The sequence below is a fragment of the Yersinia aldovae 670-83 genome (assembly GCF_000834395.1).
Taxonomy (GTDB): Bacteria; Pseudomonadota; Gammaproteobacteria; order Enterobacterales; family Enterobacteriaceae; genus Yersinia; species Yersinia aldovae.
Genome location: NZ_CP009781.1, coordinates 19383 through 37738, shown reverse-complemented (window position 1 = coordinate 37738; position 18356 = coordinate 19383). Strand labels below are relative to the sequence as shown.

Below are 18356 nucleotides of genomic sequence, written 5' to 3'. Positions count from 1 at the left end.
CCTAATTTAGCGTTGACAGTATCCGGCGTGCTGGATATCATGCGCCCCGTTGGAACAATTCCTCTGTAGTTCAGTTGGTAGAACGGCGGACTGTTAATCCGTATGTCACTGGTTCGAGTCCAGTCAGAGGAGCCAAATTAAAGAAAGCCGCTTAAGGAAACTTAAGCGGCTTTTTTGTTATTTCATCATCCATCACTACTTACGATTCAGAATACGCAGGAAATCCTGTTTGCTTGAGATTAATGACAGTGCATTTGCGATGATTTCATCGCTAAAAATCGACGCAATATCTTTTAGTACATCGATATGCTCTTTTTCTTTAGCAATAACCCCGATAGCAATAAACATCACGTTGCTTCTATCCCAGATGACGCCATCAGGGAATTGAAAAATCTCAACACCTGTTTTAAGGATAATGTTTGTGGCTGATTTAGGAAGATGGGGCAAGGTAATACCATTTCCCAAGAATGTAGAGACTTGTTGCTCTCTCTCATTGAGAAATGAGACACAGTCTTGGCTGATATAACCTTTCGCCTTGAACTCTTTGCCTACCATAGATAAAACGTCAGCCTTGTTTTTTGCCTGACATCCTAAGTGTAGGTTTTCAACAGTTATAGTATCTATCATTGCCTGTCCTCTTTGCGATATAACTTATGTTATCGCATATGATGTTATGAATTCCCCGCAGACAGTTCTTCCTCTAATTGCTCTAATGATTTATTGGATGTTTCTGGTAAAGCGGTGACAACAAATATTATCGCCAGGTAATTGATGAGCGCAAATATCAGGAAGACAGGCCCCAAGCCTAGTTTCGCCTGAAGCACCGGAAATAAATAGCTGACAATCGCATTCATGATCCACATGAAGAATACCGAGATCCCCATAGATAACCCACGAATTTTTAAGGGGAAAAGTTCAGCCAGTACGACCCAGGTCAGAAAGCCCATTGTCCCTTGCATCACACCAACAAATAATGCCCCCAGCAACCAAATGACCGTAGCCTTGACTTCACCAACCAAGTAATAATCTGCACCAGCAATAATCAGATGTAGTGTTGCCATCAGAGCAAAACCATAAATAATCAGTGTCTTTCGTTTAAAACGATCAACCAAGAACATAACACCAACCACCATACCACCGACAGAAAAGACGCCATTTAGTACATTACATATCAGTGACATTCTCTCAGAGAACCCTGCGGTATTGAGAATTTCCGTACCATAATACATGATAACGTTAACCCCGGTAGTTTGCTGCAATGCAGCCCAGACTATACCTACCAAGATTAATTTTAAGATCCAAGGCGTTTGGAAAATAATAGCCAAGTCATTCTTAGCGTACAATTTCTTTTCATTTTCTATATCAATTAACGTCACGATATCTTCAAATTCTTTAATAGCACGATGCTCAGGCCGAATTTGTTTTAAAATAGCTAAGGCTTCTTCTCGACGATTCTTGCTGACCAACCAACGGGGGCTTTCTGGCGAACGCCACATTCCAACTAACAAGCAAATTGCCGGGATAGTCTGAATTAATAACATATAACGCCAGACTTCGGGTAAGTGCCCCCAGACAATACCGATGACAGCATTTACGGCAAATGCAGCTAATTGGCCAATGACGATAGCCACTTCGTTCAATCCTGTCAGCTTGCCCCGCATCTCAGTTGGCGCAACTTCAGATATAAACGTGGGTGCCGTGACTGATGCCCCGCCCACGGCATAGCCAAGTAGAAATCGTGCAATCAAGAGACAGGTGATATTAGGCGAGATCGCACATAATAATGCGCCAAAAAAGAACACAAAGGAGAGATAGAGTAAATATTTTCTGCGACCAAAAAAGTCAGCCAGTTTCCCGCCAAAAATACTACCAATAGCGGCTCCGACCAAGAGCACACTCATTACCAGCCCTACGGTCATGGGTGTCAGCGCCATATTCTCTTTCAGAGATGAAAAAGCACCATTAATAACACCCGTATCATAACCAAAAAGCAAGCCACCAAATGTAGCGACTAATGTTATTTGATGTAATCGTTTTCTCTGCTGCACATTGAGATTCATCATTAACGACATAGCGTTACCTTTTTATTTGATTATCCATTTAATGCCAAAAAGGGGTAAAAAAAAGCAACTCTCCGCCACCTAAAACAGTGCAGTGATGAAGAACTTTTTGACACTCTGATTTATTCATTAAATAAATGCAGTTGTTGAAGCCAAATAAACTTTATTACAGAGTGTGATGCTAAATTCCTTATTAAATTGTGGTTATCTGGCGTCCTCCTCTAACATTATTCTTAAACTAAACTTACCGCTGCTAGCCAATACCGCCCTGACTTACTCATCCTGCCTTCCTGAAAATACGAAAAAGGCTATCAATGAATGATTCGCTATCTGCCTTTGCCTATCCAGAACTGGCAGCACACAGACATGCAACCTATCGGTAAACAACATACCACCTAAGTTGAAATTAAAATTCCATAAAGATCACATTTTAATATTTAAATTTCATTAAAAGAAAAATTGAAACATCAGTAATCTTATTTTACATAGCATAATATAAATTCATGCCATTGAATATAAAGAATATTTCAAGAGTAATTGTATGATTACTCATTAATTAGCAAAAAATGACTGATGAAAGAGTTTTCTTTTTTTGTGATGAAATCGACATTTTAATTTCAAAAAATTAATTTAATGAAATTAAAAATTTAATTAATATTTTGATTATTTACCAGAAAAGAAGAGCTTGTTAGAAGCAGAGGTTGTGTGGTCGAACTCAGCCCACAACAGCAGGCGGTATTAGTGCATAAAAAACCCGCTGGAGGGAATTTAAGCGGGCTTCTCGCTATTTGAAAATCTATTTTTACTCATCAGGCTTCACAGCGCATAAAAAATCACCGCGGCGATACCACCAAATAATAACCATTTAATCAGATAATAAATCCTACGGTTCCAGGCTTTTAGCCGTTTACCCACCTTACGCACCGCATAGATGTATTTAAATGCCCGATTAACACCACCGGTACGATCCCCTTCTTCATTTGGTGCAGTGGCGGCGCTCATGAGATTCCGCCCTAACCAATGGTTAACGCCTTGTGCCCATCGATAACGCATTGGCCGTTCAATATCACAAAACAGGATAAGTCGGTCTTGACCACTCTGATTTTCTGCATAGTGAATATATGTTTCGTCGAACAATACTCCGTCACCATCACGCCAGCTATAGGGAGTGCCATCCACATCAATAAAACAGCGGTCATCATTCGGTGTGATAAGACCAAGATGATAACGCAGTGAGCCAGCATAGGGGTCACGGTGCCTTGGCAAACGGCTACCATCGGGTAATTCGGCAAACATCGCGGCTTTGACTGACGGTAATCCGCGTAATAGCTCTGTGGTATAAGGACAAAGTGTCATGGCTGATGGATGGCTGTCTTCATACCATTTCAGATAGAATCGTTTCCAGCCAGTTTTAAAAAAAGAGTTAAAACCGGCATCATTATATTTATCCGATGCTTTAATTTGCTGAACCTCCATCAACGCTTTGCCCTCATCCTTGATTTGCTGCCAGTTCTCACGCAGTACCTCCAATTCAGGGAAAAGATCCGGCTTTAAATAGGGCGTCGTGGGGGTGCGCGAAAAGAGATACATAAAGACATTGATTGGTGAAACAAATGTTGAATGATCTGAGAGTTGACGCCAGAACGGATAACGAACCCTCCCACGAAAATGCACATAGGCTACGCACAAGATGAAAATCAATAGCACTATATATTTCATGATGTCCTATCAAATAAACAGAGTCGGTAGCAAAATATTTAGCTTATCTCCGTGAAAGTTTCCAATTTAAAAAGATGAAAATGATGAAAATGATGAAAATGATGAAAATGATGAAAAATGCTGTAATCCAACAGACTAATAGGCGATAAATGTCTGGATATCACCCTCACTCATACTGAAGCAGCCGGTGAAGCAGCGCCCTGCGGGGAAATCATCACTCAGTTCACGTAATAGCTGTAATTCGAAATACCCTGAGGTAAGTGAATAGCTCAAAAAACGTGCTTCAAGAAAATCAAAGTAGCGCCCTAGCTGTGGATATATCGCTTTAAACAAGCTTTCTTTGGCTGAAAAAGCCAGCGTCAGTAACTGATTAAAGGGCAACGGCCCTTCTTGTAAGCGGCGATATTCATCCTCACTGAGGATACCGGGCCACAGATCTTTCGCTCTTTCGACTGCAATCAGGGCCTCAATATCCAAACCAAGACCATGCACGCTGCGGGGTTCAACTGAACACGCCATTGCCGGTGTGATAATTTGGGCGGCACATATAGCACGCTGGCTATTATGGCTGATACTGCCAATTAAGCCCGCCGGCCACACAGGGGCACGATCCACACCATTGGTTAACGGATAATCGCGAACCGCCAATAAATTTAATACCTGACGGGCAACAAAACGCCCCGCCAGATATTCGGCCCGCCGTTTAGTGACCGCTTTTTGCAAACGACCAGGAAAGTGAATGCCATAAACGGCAAACAGCTCATCCCGGTATTCATTGATATCAAAATCACATTTTGCTAAAAGCCCATGAAATGGCGGTTGATGATTTAAACCGTTGGCGGGCAGTGCTGCAAAGGTAAAGTTACGGATAAATACCGGCGTCACGCGCTATCCTAATTATCTTAATTAATCGCCTTTCATAGTAGTTGTTAAGCCATCTCATCACAATATCGAAAGGCATTTCACCCGCTACTGATGAGTTGGGCCGCTGACCGGCCCGCCTCCTTATTACTGCCTTTGGATCAATACCACAAGCTCATGATTGGCCAGCCCACCAGCAGTAACATGGAGATATAGAGCACCCCCATGATCCCACCTAAACGCCAGTAATCTTTTGATTTCACGTAGCCGCAGCCGTAAATAATCACACCCGGCCCGGTGGCATATGGCGTTAGAACCCCCATAATCCCGATGGATAACACCAGTAGCATGGAGAGGTGCTCCATTGGCACGCCACTCAGCCCTTTGCCTACCGCCAGGATGACTGGCAGCATGGTCGCGGTATGCGCTGACAGGCTGGCAAACAGATAATGGGAGAAATAGAACACCAGCACCAGCGCCACGACAGTCATGTTCGGTGAGAAGCCATCCAGATGGGTGCTCATGGTGTTGGCAAACCAGTCGATAAATCCGGAACGGGTCAGGCCATTTGCCATAACAACCAAAGTTGCCAGATTAACCAGCGTATTCCAGGCACTGGAGTATTTAGTGATATCTTTCCACGACACCACATGCAGCGCTAACATCAGGGATACCGCTAATAAACCTACAGCGGTAGCATCAATGAATGCGCCGCCAAATACCCACAAGCACAGGCTGAGTAGTACCAACCCTATCAATATCATCTCTTTACGGGTTAGCGCCCCCATTTCTGTCAACGCCGTTTGCGCCCAGGCAGCCACTTCATTACTTTTGGTCACGCCCGGCTTATACAGCACATAAGAGAGCCACGGTGCGACAATCAGTAAGATTAACCCAACCGGCAGGAATGCCAGGAACCACTGCATCCAGCCAATATGAACACCGGCTATTTTATTGACAAATTCAATGCCCAGCACGTTAGGCGCGGCACCGGTCACAAACATGGAGGAACTGATACTGGTTCCGATCACCATCATCCACATCAAATAACCGCCGATACGCCGTGACGACGGATCATTAGGAAAAGAGTCAAACAGCGGCGGCAGGTTTTTCACCACCGGGAACACCGTGCCACCGGTACGGGCAGTATTCGATGGGGTAAACGGTGCTAGCAAAATATCAATTATGACAATGGCATAACCAAGAGTCAGGGTACGTTTGCCCATGAACTTCACCATAAACAAGGCTATCCGACGGCCCAATCCGGTGGCTTCATAACCCAATGCAAAGATAAATGCACCGAATACCAGCCAGACAGTCGTACTGGAGAACCCTGCCAGCCCCCATTTCAGCGCTTCTTTACCACCTTTAAAACTGGTGTCCGCCACTTCAGCGGCACTAAATAGCACCCAATCAGAGGTTAAAACGCAAATGGTCACTGCAATAAAACTTATCGCGGTCGCTGGGATGGGTTCTAAAATCATACCGACAATCATCGCGACAAAAATGGCAAAATAGCGCCAGGCTTGTGGTGGCATCCCCTCTGGGGTTGGGATCAACAGCAGTATGGCCAGCACCAAAAAAGGCGCTATCGCTTTCCATATTTTCTCTTGCGACTTCAACATAGAGATACTCCTAGAGCTGTTATTGGTTCAATAACACCGTTATTATTTTTGTGGGGGAAATGATGAGGGAACTGCGCCAGAAACCAGGTCAGGATCAGCAGGTCAGCACTGCCGCCCGGACTGAGGTTACGGGCGATACATTGGGCATCAAACACGCGTACTTGTGCACGGGCGACCGGGGAGCGCCCCCCCGTCGCGGGGAGTGAAGCCAGAATGGTTGCCGCCTGCTGCTGTAGCCACTGCAAACCCTTGATACCACCGCGCGCGACCACATTGGTATCGCTATTGACGGAGAGTAAAAGAAGCAAGGTGTGCAATAAGGCATGGTCAGGTTGCGCCCCGTCAGCCAATAACCGCCGATAGGCGGGCAGAGCATGGGTTAGCACCGTAGCGAATCCCGATTCAGCCTCGCCACGCGCACCGGTCAGGCCATATTGGTAAAACAGGCGCTGGCCCGCCGTTTGTCGCGGGTTGGATTGACGAAGCTCACGTTCCGTCAATCCACAACACATAAGCGCCACCTCATGACAAACCGCAGCAGCATCGATCCCTTCGCCACGAGCTTTGCGCCGCCCCAGCGCACAGCAGAGCAATCCCAGCGAAAAGATACTGCCTTTGTGGGTATTCACGCCGCCAGTGGCGCGGAACATACTGTTTTCACATGCCAGCCCCAGAGGTCGCAGGTTGTTCAGTGCCGCCGGTCCGCTCAGATGACAATAATTGATACCTTGCTCAATAAAGCGTGGGAGCCAGGGTGCGATGGCGTCGGCGCTGTGATAAAAATCCACCAGCGACATATCCCGATGTGCGCCACAGTTAAAGCGGTCAACTAAGCCAGGTTTAGGGGTTAAATTGACTTCCGCCAGCATCGCCTGATATGCCAGTGCACCATAGTATTGAGCAAAATGGCCGTGGGTAAAGCCAGATACGTTGGCCAAAGTGCATGTTAAGCGCTGCGGATCAGTGAGGTGCAGTTGTAGCATTGAGCATCAACTCCATTTGAAGCAACAGTTCATCGATACTGTGAGTTTTGGCCCGCCCACACACATTGGCCGGGCGGTGGCACAGCAAACAGCGGCGCGGTGGCAAACCTAAATCACGGCGGGATAAGATTTGCCCGCCCGCATCCAGCACATCGATATCCCATAACCGGCCCTGCGGATGCTTTAATTCAAGTAATAACGCCGCGTCTTTCACCTGTTCCGCGGGCAAATCAACCGCTATCAAGCCTTCGCAACCGGTCGGCAGCGGAAAAATCTCCTGCTGCAATACCGGCCAATACTGTTGTTGACTCAGTGCGCTAATGGCGCGCCATGCCAATGCAAACAGCTTGCGGGTCAATGGGTTATCTTTCACCGCCCCCGGAGCCACCAGTGTTAAGGAAATCAGTGTGACCTGATGACGGGCCAGCCACGCTTGCTGCCGCGCCTGGCGAGACTCACGACTGGTCAGTAACTCCGGCAGACTAATAGGCCGGTTGGCTGATAATTCAGGGGAAATAATGTTCATCGGCTACTCCTGTATCTGATGAACGACATCAATCACTGAACCATCGCGGTAGCGCACCACAGCGACGACCCTGTCAGTGAACGCAATGGGTTGTGGCACACCTGTCAGCAGTAGCGCGCGCTGATAAAGCCAGTCGATGGTCACGATGGGCAAACCCGCCTGTTGCAAACGCTCCGCCAGTTCTGGGCGCGCCGGATTAACCGCAATACCATGATCGGTGACCAAAATATCCACACTGGAACCGGGAGTGACACAGGTGATAACTTCATCAACCAGCGTTGGAATGCGCCCACGAACCAGTGGTGCGACAATAATTGACAGGCGCGCCGCCGCTGCCGTATCACAATGACCACCCGAAGCACCGCGCAGCACGCCGTCAGAGCCGGTCAGTACATTGACATTGAAACGGGTATCAATCTCCAGCGCACTGAGGATAACCACATCCAGCCGGTCAACCGATGCCCCCTTCGAGCTGAAATTGGCATACTGATTGGCACTGATTTCGATATGCTGCGGGTTACGTGCTAGCGAAGAGGCCGCCTGTCGGTCAAAACTTTGCACGTCCAACAGCTTGGTAATCAGCCCCTTCTCATGCAGTTCCACCATTGTTGAGGTAATGCCACCGAGGGCAAAAGCCGCCGTGATATTGCGCCGTAGCATTTTATCTTCGAGGAAACGGGTTACCGCCAGCGACGCGCCACCCGTCCCGGTCTGCAAAGAGAATCCATCGACAAAATAGCCGGAACCGGCAATCACCTCAGCAGCACGGCGGGCAATCAATAACTCACGCGGATTGGAGGTCATTCGGGTAGTATCAGCGCCTATCTTGTCGGCATCCCCCACTTTTTCAACCGATACGATCAGGTCAACCTGATCCTGCGTAATGCTCGCTGGGTGATGCGGATAAGCCACCAGCGCTTCGGTCAGTAGCACCACGCAATGCGCGTATTCGGCATCAACTTTGGCGTAGCCCAATGAGCCGCAACAGGCGTTGCCGCTAAAACCATTGGTATTGCCAAATTCATCACAAGCCGGTACGCCAATAAAGGCAATATCAATGGTCAGCTCGCCCGACTCAATCAGGTTAACCCGCCCGCCGTGTGAATGAATCTGTACGGGTTTACCCAATAATCCACGCGAGACTTCCTCCGCCAGCGGCCCGCGCAGGCCGGAAGTATATATCTCGCTAACGACGCCGTTACGGATGTGATCCACCAGCGGCGAATGGCAGTCGCTCAGGGAACTGGAGGCAAGTCGTAGGTTTTTGAAGCCCATATCCGCAATGACACCCATCACCAGATTGAGGGTTAAGTCACCGGCGCGGAAAGCGTGGTGGAAGGAGATGGTCATGCCATCTTGCAATCCTGAGCGCCGGATAACATCTTCCAGCGAGTCGCACAGCTTGATGTCACGCGGCTTTTTCGCCTGCAAATTGGCCTTAGAACTGTTCTGATACAATGAATAAGCCGGGCCGTTATCCTGACGGTGGCTTAAGGTTGCTACTCGTTGTTGCCGATTCATCATTTATTCCTCACGCAGGCCACTGACTGCTCGTTGCAGAACCAATCGCGCCCGCTCAATAACCGGGCTATCCACCATCTTGCCGTTGAGTGAAACCACCCCACGTCCTTCAGCTTCTGCGGCCTGCGCCGCATCAACCACTGCTTGGGCATGGCGAACTTCTTTCTCCGTTGGGGCATAAAGGTTATGCAACAACTCGATTTGTCGTGGGTTAATCAACGACTTACCATCAAATCCCAGTTGCTTGATTAACGCCGCTTCCTGTAGAAAACCGGCCTCGTTATTGGCATCGGAATAGACGGTATCGAAAGCCTGAATCCCAACCGCGCGGGCTGCCTGCAAAATTGAACAGCGGGCAAACAGCAGCTCGATACCTTCTGGCGAGCGTTCGGTGCGCAAATTGCGGACATAATCCTCAGCGCCCAATGCAATACCCATCAAGCGTGGAGAAGCCTGAGCGATTGCCAGTGCCTGGGTAATCCCCTGCGCTGACTCAATCGCCGCTAACAACCCGGTGCTGCCCACTTCACGCCCACATTCAGACTCAATACGGCTGATTTCCCGCGCCATATCTTCGACATCTTGTGCGCTATCGGTTTTTGGCAAGCGAACGATATCGGCCCCCCCCCGTACCACCGCTTCCAGATCGGCCATTCCATAAGCTGAGTCCAATGCATTGACACGAACAATGGTTTCCACATCCTGATAAAGCGGATGTTGCAACGCGTGATAAACCAAGCGACGAGCGGCATCTTTCTCGCGCAGAATGACTGAATCTTCCAGGTCAAACATCAGCGCATCAGCCTGATAAATAAATGAATTACTTACCATTGCCGCATTCGCACCGGGAACAAACAACATGCTGCGGCGCATTCTGTGTTTCATTTCAGGTTTCATGATTGCGCTCTCCACGGCAGAATTTTTTCATCGCAGGCTCTGAGCAGTGCAGTTTCCAGCCGAGCCAACAACACACATTCCAGTGCGCCTTTATCATCAATAATTAATTGCACCCCGCTCACCCGATACTGTTCCAGCACAGCCAATACGCTGTAGCGAATAGCACCACCAAATTGCTTATCCACACTGCTGTGAATTTGCAGATCGATTTCGGGTGGATTTAATGGCGCAATACGCACCATCACGTCGCTTGATTCCAGCGTACCGGCGACGGCTTCTCTGATAATTTTCATGTTTCACCTGATTAACTTGTCTTCAAATTCTATGGTCGTCTAAGTTGATATCAGCACATGGGCGGAGCTGAACACATGACGTTAGCCCTGCTTTAATTTGCTAAAACAGGGCTGGATTCTTTACCGCAATAAGGGTTTCGTCTGGGTTGACCGCCTTTTTCGGGCGTTGCGCCAATAGCTGCTGTAAGTATTCACCGGTCGCCTGCGGCACCAACTTGCTGATAGTGTCGCCGTCGCCTTGAGCCAGTAATTTGCGCACCCAAGAGGCAGAAATCGCGGTGTTGTGGTATTTAAGGCGCTCGATCTCTACCAATAAAATAGGCGGCGATGGTAATAGTGGGGTTTCGAGCCAATAGCTCATATCGTGGTTATATTTTGCGGTTACAGAACAAAATGGCTCTGTTCCGACAAAGCGATGCGTTATCCCCAAGGCAGGAGCCAAATATTGACGGAATATCTTCAGATCGATTTCGGTGTAGCAGTCATCTGCCACCCCCTGGTCTTTTATGAAATAGCACGGGAAGGTAGCGCGGGAGATCATATATTCCGAACCAGGATGTACCGTGAGATTGGTGATATCACGCGTTCCACGCAGCACTAATTGCAGCCGGTCTTCATAAGGGAAGCGAGAATTATCTTCTTTCACCAAAAACAGATGCAGCCAATCACATTGCGCCGCAGCCTGACGAACCAAATATTGGTGCCCACGGGTAAAGGGGTTGGCATTCATCACGATACTGCCAATTTTCTGGTCAGATGGTTGTAGCGAATGTGGTTGTTTCTGACATGGTTGTCGTAGCTGACTTAATTGTTTCGCATAGCGCTGTAAACGGCAGGCGCTATTCTCCATTAAGACGACAATACCGGGAACACTGGCGATCGGATAAAAGCCACATGCCTTAAATAAACTCTCGTTTTTAGTTTTAGTATAAATAAACAGGTGACTGTGATGGCGTTCATAGGCCAGGTTGACCAATTCAGTGGCTAACGTCAACGCCAGCCCTTCCCCCCTGACTTGCTCGCTGATAGCAACACATTTGATGATATTGCCTGCGATACCGCCGCACGCGATAAGTTTTTCATTATGGCTAACAGTAATAAACACCTCGACGGTAGTATCTATATTCAAATCGTTATCACGTAGAAAACGTGTTATTTCTGCAATTCGCCGGTGGTCTGAACGATTAACGCGGCTAAATACCGTATCCATAAATCACTCTCTGCCATAACGTTTACATAACAAATAAAAAACAAGTATTAGAATAAATTTATCGATAACAAATTAATTTATTCCAAAATAAAATTTACATAAAAACAACAAGATAAAACAAACGCCTGATGGGTTTATTTTTATTGAGATTATTTTATAAACACATGCTAAACATAAAAACAGCCGGTTTAATTGACCTATTTCACATATAACAGAGTAAATATAAGTTATTTAATGGTTTTAATTTTCTTAATTATTATTATATTTTTTTATTTCTCTTAGCTATTTTATTATTTCTTGAATTAACTTATGTTAATGACAGTGATAATGATTAATATGTTAATTAAGGTGAGTAGTGTGGCTCTGTTTTCTTCACATTTTTCTACATTACGTAAATTAAAATGGCGTGGCCTGAAGTGGAATTGCCTGAAGAATATCGCCTTCCCACTGCGCATATTTCTACTGTTATTGACCGTCTCGATCATTTTGGTCGGCGCGCTGGACCGTTTTTTAAGTCACAGTTTTGAACAGTATTTACTGGATCAAGTCAGTAAGACTGCGATGAATCAGGCCAAAATTATCGCGGCAATGGATTCGGTGGTGGTCGCTGTCAAACATCGCGATAAAGCCCAGTTAGCACAAATCGTTGGCCGGCTCGGTAATACCTCAGACCTTGATTACCTTGTTATTGGCGATACACAGTCCATTCGTCTGTATCACCCTAATCCACAGATGATTGGCTACCCAATGCAATGGACCAAACCCGGAGCACTGGAAAGGGGTGAGAGCTATATTATTTTCGGTAAAGGCTCGATGGGGGAAGCGATGCGAGCCAAAACGCCGATCCGCGATGAAAACGGGCAGATCATCGGGGTCGTTTCCTTAGGTTACCTGATCAGTAAAATAGACCATTGGCGGCTGATTTATCTGCTGCCACTCACCCACTCTTTTATTATGGTGCTGGTGGTGCTGATGTTTCTTTCCTGGCTATTTGCGCATCATATTCGCCGTCAGATGATGGGAATGGAACCCAAAGAGATAGCTCGCGTTCTACGCCAGCAAGAAGCGCTATTCGGCGCGGTGTTTGAAGGACTGCTGGCCGTTGATCCTGAGGGTAGGATCACGGCAATCAACCCGAATGCGCGTAAAATGCTGAATATCTCAGCCACACCACAACAACTTATTGGCTGTAAAGTCAGCGATGTCGTCTCGCCAGTTAACTTCTTTCTTGATCAAACCGGTGATAACCGTCAAGACGAACTGTGTACTTTCAATGGCCTGAATACTATCGCCAACCGCGCGGGCATCTGGTCAGAAGACCGCGTGTTTCAAGGCTGGGTGGTAAGTTTCCGTAGTCAGGATGACATCCATACGCTGAGTGCCCAACTTAGCCAGATAAAACAATATGTCGAAAATTTGCGTACAGTTCGTCACGAACACCTAAATTGGATGTCGACACTGAGCGGGTTGCTGCAAATGAAGGAATTTGACCGGGCCTTGGAGATGGTAAAAACCGAATCATCATCACATCAGGCGCTGATTGATATGCTACGTACCGCATTCAGTAACCGGCAGATTGCCGCATTGTTATTTGGTAAATACCATCGTGCCAAAGAGTTAGGTTTGAACCTGAACTTTATTCCAGGCTGTCAGTTGGGCATACTGCCGCCGACGATAGGTGAGAATGAGTTGGCGGCAATTATCGGCAACTTATTGGATAATGCCTTTGAAGCCAGTCTAAAAAATCCCGGCGGCGGCCAGCAGGTTGAGATTTATCTGTCTGACGAAGGCAATGAATTGATTGTAGAGGTTGCCGACCACGGCTGTGGTATTAGCCCACAATTGCAAGACAGTCTGTTTGAACGCGGTATTAGCACCAAAAATTCAGATGAACACGGCATCGGCCTGTACCTGGTCGCCACCTATGTTCAGCAAAGTGGCGGGACGATTACGGTGGAAGAGAATCCCCCGAGCGGCTCGTTATTTACGGTCTTTATTCCGAAGACGCGTTGATCTCAAAGATAGGAGACCCAATGGAATGGCTTAATATTTTAGTGGTTGAAGATGAAACGCCACTGGCAGAGATGCACGCAGAGTTTATCAAACAGAGCAACAACTGCCGCGAAGTCTGGCTGGCGGGTAATCTACAGCAAGCCCGCAGTATGGTGGCACGATTTAAGCCTGATTTGATTCTGTTAGATAACTATTTGCCCGATGGTAGTGGCCTGGAATTGCTACGTGAACTTACCCTACAGGGTTTTGCTGGCGGCATTATTTTCGTTACCGCAGCCAGTGACAGCGAAACAGTATCGGAAGCTATTCGCTATGGTGTGTTTGATTACCTGATTAAACCGGTAGCCTACGAACGGTTGGAACAGTCACTGGCACGTTATAGCCGCCGCCACCAAGTGTTACAGGACGGCACGAAAGTCAATCAGCGCCAAATTGATGAAATGTACAATACCTATGCCCGTGGCGAACAAAAAATCGCTTTGCCACTCGGTATCGACCAAATAACACTGGACAAAATCCAGACATTATTCAGTGAGAGTACAGCACAATATACCGCTGAAAATGTAGCTCAGGCGTTGGGGCTAAGCCGTACTACCGCGCGTCGCTATCTGGAATTCTGTGCAGCGAATCAAGCTTTACAGGCCGCCATTATCTACGGAAAAGTCGGCAGACCACAGCGTATTTACCAAGCCAAAAAAGCGGGCTAGTCTGCGTAATTTATAACGTCAATCGCCCCATAAGCCAGTGCATTCATAAAATTATCACTGGCATCCGCTCCACATCACCCTGGTGGAGCGTGCTTTCCTTACGTCATAATCCCCTGCTTCCTCTTTTTTTGCCTCACAATTGTTAAGCCTCTTACATTTCTGACAACAATGATTGCTCAAGCAAAGATAGATAAGCATCATGCTGCGATGTTCCGTAATAATGAAAAATCATGATAAATGTTGCATTGATTGATGACCATATTGTTGTCCGCTCCGGGTTTGCCCAGTTGTTATCATTGGAAAATGATATTTGTATTATTGGCGAATATGGTTCAGCGGCAGAGGCATGGATGGAACTGCCCGACAAAAATGTACATGTTGCGGTGATGGATATTTCAATGCCCGATGAAAGCGGGCTGAGCCTGCTTAAGCGCTTACGCCAAAAAATGCCTCATTTTCGCGCCATTATTCTAAGTATTTATGACACTACCGCCTTTGTGCAAAGTGCTATGGATGCCGGAGCGAGCGGTTATTTGACCAAACGCTGTGGGCCACATGAGCTGGTGCAAGCGTTACGAACCGTTAATGGCGGCGGCCTTTATCTGTGTGCCGATGCCTTACGTGCGCTGCGCCACATGCCACAACAGCCGCAACAACTGGCAATATTGACACCGCGTGAGAAAGAGGTTTTCCAGTTATTGATCAATGGAATAAGTGTAAAAAACATTGCCGAACAGTTGCTGCTCAGTCACAAAACCGTTCATGTGCATCGGGCCAATATTCTGGGCAAACTGAATTGCGAAACCACAGTTGAATTAGTGCATTTCGCGCTGCAACACCAGCTACTGGCCGGTAACTGATATGTGGCAACTGCGGTCTGTCGGATTATCGCTATTTCTGGCCATCTTCTTTTCTCTCAGTTGGCTGGCGCTATGGACCATCAGCTTTTATCTCAGTAATGATGGCCTACATGCCATTTTGTTACTGCCACAAGGTCTGCGGTTAGCACTGATGATTTTGCTACCACGCCGCTATTGGCCCGTGCTTTTACTGGCCGAAGCGACCATGTTAGGGTGGCTATATAGCGAGCAGTTACAAACTCAGCTTATGATCGTGCTGTCACCTTGTCTTAGTTTGCTCCCCGCCTGGTTTGCCCAGCGTTTCTGGCATCATTACACCCTTTACTGGCAGCGCTTGCTACTTTTGTTGGCAGCGGTGGCAGCAAACAGTTCACTGCATGGCTTGCTGGTTTTTTGGCTGCCGTTACCCTTAACACAAACGCTGTTAGCCACCTTTACTGGCGGTATTCTGCTGGTTCCGTTTACTTATTTAATATACGAATATCTAAAGCAACAGCATATTAGAAATCTATTCCCACAACAGATGCCTGACCCACCACTGCGCACCTCCTTGCTGGTTTGGTGTTCGCTTATTTTTGCCATTGGTGCCTGTATACAAGTGGCTATTGCGCCGAATATGGAGCGCTTACTGCTAATTTTTGTTTTTCTACCCAATGTGTTTATGGCCTATAAATTTGGCTGGCAAGGTGGGGTTTTAGCCGCAGTATTAGGCAGCCTGATGATTACCATGACCCGTCAGGCCAGCGGCGCATTTGATGACTTAGCCGAACTGGAATTGTTCCTCTCCACTCAGGCACTGTTAGGGCTAACATTGGGGATCGCCATCAGCCGCCAACAACAACTGGCCCAACGGCTACATCGTTATCGCAATCAGTTGGAACACGAGCTGCAAACTCGCCGCAAACTGATGGAGCGGTTGGTACATACCGAAGAAGATGTGCGCAAAGAGATTGCCCGCGAGTTACATGATGAAATTGGCCAGAACATCACCGCCATTCAGATTCAGGCGATGCTGGTCAACCGCAGCACCCCTACACCGGCGGCACAATCTGCTGCGGACCAAATCAGCAGTTTGTCGCAACGCATCCACCAAACCACCCGCCAGCTATTGCGCCAGTTACGCCCGCCGGTACTAGATGAGATGCCACTGGATCAGGCGTTGTGCCATCTGGCCGAAGAGTATGCTTTTGCTGAACAAGGTATCAACTTCCAACTGGATTACGCCTTACCCGCCACGCATATCGAGGACGCAGTGGTGTTTACGCTGTACCGGCTGGTGCAAGAGCTGCTAAACAATATTAGTAAACACGCCAACGCACGAAATATTCAGGTTAGCCTGCGTCAGACCGATAACCTTATCACCCTGGATGTGCGAGATGACGGTATCGGGATACCGATTCAGCCGCAGGGGGGTGGCTTTGGGCTACGAGGGATGGAAGAACGGGTACGAGCGCTCGGCGGAGACTGGCAATTGCAACGTCGTTTAGGCACTCGCATTATCGTCAACCTACCAACCCATAGCCAAGCAACTGACGCCATCGATAACGACTGTGTGAACCTGCCCACAAAAGTAGATCAAAGACGCACATAACTAAGCATTATTCCTAAGCGTCTACAACCTTGTCTCATCTCTTTTACATTTATCTGCCATAAAATCAGCCCAATACCGGAGGAATCCATGCCTGCATCACCCTTATTGCCAAAGGCTTTACCCCCAGAGCCTTTGACGCCAGAACAGGTTAATGCGCGCTATCGCTACTGGCGACCACGCCTGATGGCCGCAATGGTGATGGGTTACGCCGCCTTTTATCTGACCCGCAAGAGTGTTAACTACGCGATGCCGGTGATGCAGGTGGAGTTGGGGCTGGATAAAGGGGATATCGGCTTATTGGGCACGCTGTTTTATCTGGCGTACGGCGGCTCGAAGTTTGTTTCCGGCATTGTCAGTGACCGAACTCAAGCCCGCTGGATAATGGGTATCGGCCTGATGATGACCGGGGTACTCAATGTGGTGTTTACCCTGTGCCATTCGCTGCCTGCACTGTTGATTGTTTGGACGTTAAACGGCTTTTTTCAGGGATGGGGATGGCCGCCATGCGCCAAGTTACTCAGTAGCTGGTATTCGCGCAGTGAACGCGGAACCTGGTGGGGATGTTGGAATACCTCCATCAGTATTGGGGGAGCGGCGGTGCCGCTGTTATCGGCTTTTCTGGCCTCGCATTACGGCTGGCAGGCCGCACTGTTAGTACCGGGCGCGATTGGCATCGTATTAGGCATTTGGCTGTGCTGGCAATTATGCGATAAGCCGCAACAGCAAGGTTTGCCGACCATCGGCCAATGGCGACGCGACCCGCAGGATAGGTGGCAGGAGCAGCAAAGCCCGCCGATGGCTATGGGGAGTATCTTGCACGACGCCATATTGCGAAATCGGACAATTTGGTTGCTGGGAGTCTCCTATGTGCTGGTCTATCTGATCCGCATTGCCCTCAATGATTGGGGCAATATTTGGCTGGCAGAGAGCCACGGCGTCAATTTGCTCAGTGCCAACGCCACATTATCGCTGTTTGAGTTAGGCGGGCTGTTCGGGGCGCTGTTTGCCGGTTGGGGGTCTGATCTGTTATTTCGTGGCCAGCGCGCACCGATGATTTTGTTATTCGCGCTCGGGTTATTCCTGACCATGACCGCCCTGTGGCTGGCTCCCGTACATAACTACCCGCTGCTATCAGTGATATTTTTTAGCATCGGATTTTTTGTCTTCGGGCCACAAATGCTCATTGGCCTGGCGGCCACAGAATATACCCATAAAGACGCCGCCGGTACGGTCACCGGCTTTCTTGGCCTATTCGCCTATCTCGGAGCGGCTCTGGCGGGATGGCCACTGGCGCAAGTGCTGCAACATTATGGCTGGCAAGGATTTTTTGCTTTGCTAACACTGGCATCAGCTTGCGTCGGGTTGTTATTAATGCCGCTATTGATGACCGGGCTGAATAGATTTGGCTTTGAATCGATAGCACAAAGGTTCGCCCCGAGAGATAAAAACAAAATCTAGCCTGCGATGGAGAGTGGGTCGCTAACGGCACG

The 18356-nt window shown here is 48.0% G+C and carries 16 protein-coding genes and 1 tRNA gene; 6 read left to right on the top strand and 11 right to left on the bottom strand.

The window, feature by feature from the left end:
- Positions 1-59 precede the first annotated feature (59 nt).
- A tRNA-Asn gene (locus tag AT01_RS00165) sits at positions 60-135 on the top strand.
- A 60-nt stretch (positions 136-195) separates the two neighbouring features.
- Here AT01_RS00165 and AT01_RS00160 read toward each other — a convergent pair.
- The 11 genes from AT01_RS00160 to citC all read right to left on the bottom strand — a co-directional run bounded on the left by AT01_RS00160 (position 196) and on the right by citC (position 11695).
- Positions 196-627 carry a PTS sugar transporter subunit IIA gene (locus AT01_RS00160; protein WP_042545615.1) on the bottom strand — a complete coding sequence of 144 codons (432 nt, stop codon included), beginning with the start codon at positions 625-627 and terminating at the stop codon, positions 196-198.
- Positions 628-671: 44 nt separating this feature from the next.
- Entirely contained in the window at positions 672-2072 is a 1401-nt protein-coding gene (locus AT01_RS00155; RefSeq protein WP_042545614.1) for a sugar porter family MFS transporter, read from the bottom strand.
- 804 nt (positions 2073-2876) lie between these two features.
- On the bottom strand, positions 2877-3779 hold the full coding sequence (gene lpxO / locus AT01_RS00150) for a lipid A hydroxylase LpxO (protein ID WP_042545613.1): 903 nt from the start codon (positions 3777-3779) through the stop codon (positions 2877-2879).
- Between the two features lie 135 nt (positions 3780-3914).
- Positions 3915-4664, bottom strand: a complete 750-nt coding sequence (locus AT01_RS00145; protein WP_042545612.1) for a 4'-phosphopantetheinyl transferase family protein — start codon at positions 4662-4664, stop codon at positions 3915-3917.
- 137 nt (positions 4665-4801) lie between these two features.
- Entirely contained in the window at positions 4802-6265 is a 1464-nt protein-coding gene (locus tag AT01_RS00140) for an anion permease (protein ID WP_042545611.1), read from the bottom strand.
- Entirely contained in the window at positions 6259-7248 is a 990-nt protein-coding gene (citG, locus tag AT01_RS00135) for a triphosphoribosyl-dephospho-CoA synthase CitG (protein WP_042545610.1), read from the bottom strand. Before citG ends, AT01_RS00140 begins: the two co-directional genes overlap by 7 nt.
- Complete coding sequence (citX, locus tag AT01_RS00130) at positions 7226-7774, bottom strand: citrate lyase holo-[acyl-carrier protein] synthase (RefSeq protein ID WP_042545609.1); 549 nt, start codon at positions 7772-7774, stop codon at positions 7226-7228. The genes citG and citX overlap by 23 nt, the downstream gene beginning before the upstream one ends.
- Before the next feature lie 3 nt (positions 7775-7777).
- The gene (citF, locus tag AT01_RS00125) at positions 7778-9295 is read right to left on the bottom strand and encodes a citrate lyase subunit alpha (protein ID WP_042548433.1); all 1518 of its coding nucleotides are present in this window, start codon (positions 9293-9295) and stop codon (positions 7778-7780) included.
- A gap of 3 nt (positions 9296-9298) precedes the next feature.
- A complete protein-coding gene (gene citE, locus AT01_RS00120) occupies positions 9299-10192 on the bottom strand; it encodes a citrate (pro-3S)-lyase subunit beta (RefSeq protein ID WP_042545608.1) in 894 nt (297 codons plus the stop codon).
- Positions 10189-10485, bottom strand: coding sequence for a citrate lyase acyl carrier protein (citD, locus tag AT01_RS00115; RefSeq protein WP_004705200.1), 297 nt, complete (start codon positions 10483-10485; stop codon positions 10189-10191). The genes citE and citD overlap by 4 nt, the downstream gene beginning before the upstream one ends.
- Positions 10486-10585: 100 nt before the next feature.
- Positions 10586-11695 carry a [citrate (pro-3S)-lyase] ligase gene (citC, locus tag AT01_RS00110; RefSeq protein ID WP_004705202.1) on the bottom strand — a complete coding sequence of 370 codons (1110 nt, stop codon included), beginning with the start codon at positions 11693-11695 and terminating at the stop codon, positions 10586-10588.
- A gap of 336 nt (positions 11696-12031) precedes the next feature.
- Between citC and dpiB the strand changes: the two genes are divergently transcribed.
- The 5 genes from dpiB (at position 12032) to uhpC (ending at position 18324) form a co-directional block, all read left to right on the top strand.
- The gene (gene dpiB / locus AT01_RS00105; RefSeq protein WP_455685147.1) at positions 12032-13708 is read left to right on the top strand and encodes a sensor histidine kinase DpiB; all 1677 of its coding nucleotides are present in this window, start codon (positions 12032-12034) and stop codon (positions 13706-13708) included.
- 20 nt (positions 13709-13728) lie between these two features.
- Positions 13729-14415, top strand: a complete 687-nt coding sequence (gene dpiA, locus AT01_RS00100) for a two-component response regulator DpiA (protein ID WP_042545607.1) — start codon at positions 13729-13731, stop codon at positions 14413-14415.
- Positions 14416-14645: 230 nt separating this feature from the next.
- On the top strand, positions 14646-15275 hold the full coding sequence (locus tag AT01_RS00095) for a response regulator (RefSeq protein ID WP_004705207.1): 630 nt from the start codon (positions 14646-14648) through the stop codon (positions 15273-15275).
- Position 15276: 1 nt separating this feature from the next.
- A complete protein-coding gene (gene uhpB / locus AT01_RS00090) occupies positions 15277-16866 on the top strand; it encodes a signal transduction histidine-protein kinase/phosphatase UhpB (RefSeq protein ID WP_042545606.1) in 1590 nt (529 codons plus the stop codon).
- 87 nt (positions 16867-16953) lie between these two features.
- A complete protein-coding gene (gene uhpC, locus AT01_RS00085) occupies positions 16954-18324 on the top strand; it encodes an MFS transporter family glucose-6-phosphate receptor UhpC (protein WP_042545605.1) in 1371 nt (456 codons plus the stop codon).
- The last annotated feature ends 32 nt before the right edge of the window (positions 18325-18356 follow it).

Bases quoted from the DNA above. Each gene is read 5' to 3' on its own strand.
- citC (WP_004705202.1), bottom strand. From the start codon at position 11,695: ATGGATACGGTATTTAGCCGCGTTAATCGTTCAGACCACCGGCGAATT.
- citE (WP_042545608.1), bottom strand. From the start codon at position 10,192: ATGAAACCTGAAATGAAACACAGAATGCGCCGCAGCATGTTGTTTGTT.
- citF (WP_042548433.1), bottom strand. From the start codon at position 9,295: ATGAATCGGCAACAACGAGTAGCAACCTTAAGCCACCGTCAGGATAAC.
- citD (WP_004705200.1), bottom strand. From the start codon at position 10,485: ATGAAAATTATCAGAGAAGCCGTCGCCGGTACGCTGGAATCAAGCGAC.
- citX (WP_042545609.1), bottom strand. From the start codon at position 7,774: ATGAACATTATTTCCCCTGAATTATCAGCCAACCGGCCTATTAGTCTG.
- lpxO (WP_042545613.1), bottom strand. From the start codon at position 3,779: ATGAAATATATAGTGCTATTGATTTTCATCTTGTGCGTAGCCTATGTG.
- uhpB (WP_042545606.1), top strand. From the start codon at position 15,277: ATGTGGCAACTGCGGTCTGTCGGATTATCGCTATTTCTGGCCATCTTC.
- uhpC (WP_042545605.1), top strand. From the start codon at position 16,954: ATGCCTGCATCACCCTTATTGCCAAAGGCTTTACCCCCAGAGCCTTTG.
- AT01_RS00160 (WP_042545615.1), bottom strand. From the start codon at position 627: ATGATAGATACTATAACTGTTGAAAACCTACACTTAGGATGTCAGGCA.
- AT01_RS00140 (WP_042545611.1), bottom strand. From the start codon at position 6,265: ATGTTGAAGTCGCAAGAGAAAATATGGAAAGCGATAGCGCCTTTTTTG.
- AT01_RS00155 (WP_042545614.1), bottom strand. From the start codon at position 2,072: ATGTCGTTAATGATGAATCTCAATGTGCAGCAGAGAAAACGATTACAT.
- AT01_RS00095 (WP_004705207.1), top strand. From the start codon at position 14,646: ATGATAAATGTTGCATTGATTGATGACCATATTGTTGTCCGCTCCGGG.
- dpiB (WP_455685147.1), top strand. From the start codon at position 12,032: ATGTTAATTAAGGTGAGTAGTGTGGCTCTGTTTTCTTCACATTTTTCT.
- dpiA (WP_042545607.1), top strand. From the start codon at position 13,729: ATGGAATGGCTTAATATTTTAGTGGTTGAAGATGAAACGCCACTGGCA.
- citG (WP_042545610.1), bottom strand. From the start codon at position 7,248: ATGCTACAACTGCACCTCACTGATCCGCAGCGCTTAACATGCACTTTG.